General features: G+C 55.9%; 2 pseudogenes. Both read left to right on the top strand.

The window, feature by feature from the left end:
• Window positions 1–131 (top strand): annotated as a pseudogene (locus tag FH08_RS53695) (3-phenylpropionate dioxygenase); the annotation flags it as partial.
• Window positions 132–227: pseudogene (locus FH08_RS52165) on the top strand (short chain dehydrogenase); the annotation flags it as partial.
• Between the last annotated feature and the right edge of the window lie 45 nt (window positions 228–272).

Here is a 272-nt window from a genome sequence, read left to right as displayed (position 1 = left end):
TTCTCTATCAGCACGATGTGGGCATCACCCGGGTGAGGCGCTTGATGAAGCAGCGCGCTCAACAAGAACTCGATCAACTCAACGCCTTCTCCCAGAACGCGGGTTCCGACGTGCTCGCCACAGACGCCTGAGCGTCGTCACAAGCTTTTTATCTGTCTACGAGCCTGTCGTCCTACACGACGGGCAGTCACATCGAAGTTTCTGGAGGGGTTGCGCGACATGTCTAATAAAACCACCGTTGGCGATCTGATCGCGGCGTTTCTTGAGCAGTG

It is taken from the genome of Caballeronia sordidicola, from assembly GCF_000729995.1.
Lineage (GTDB): Bacteria > Pseudomonadota > Gammaproteobacteria > Burkholderiales > Burkholderiaceae > Caballeronia > Caballeronia sordidicola_A.
This window is presented reverse-complemented; position numbering and strand designations above follow the sequence as displayed.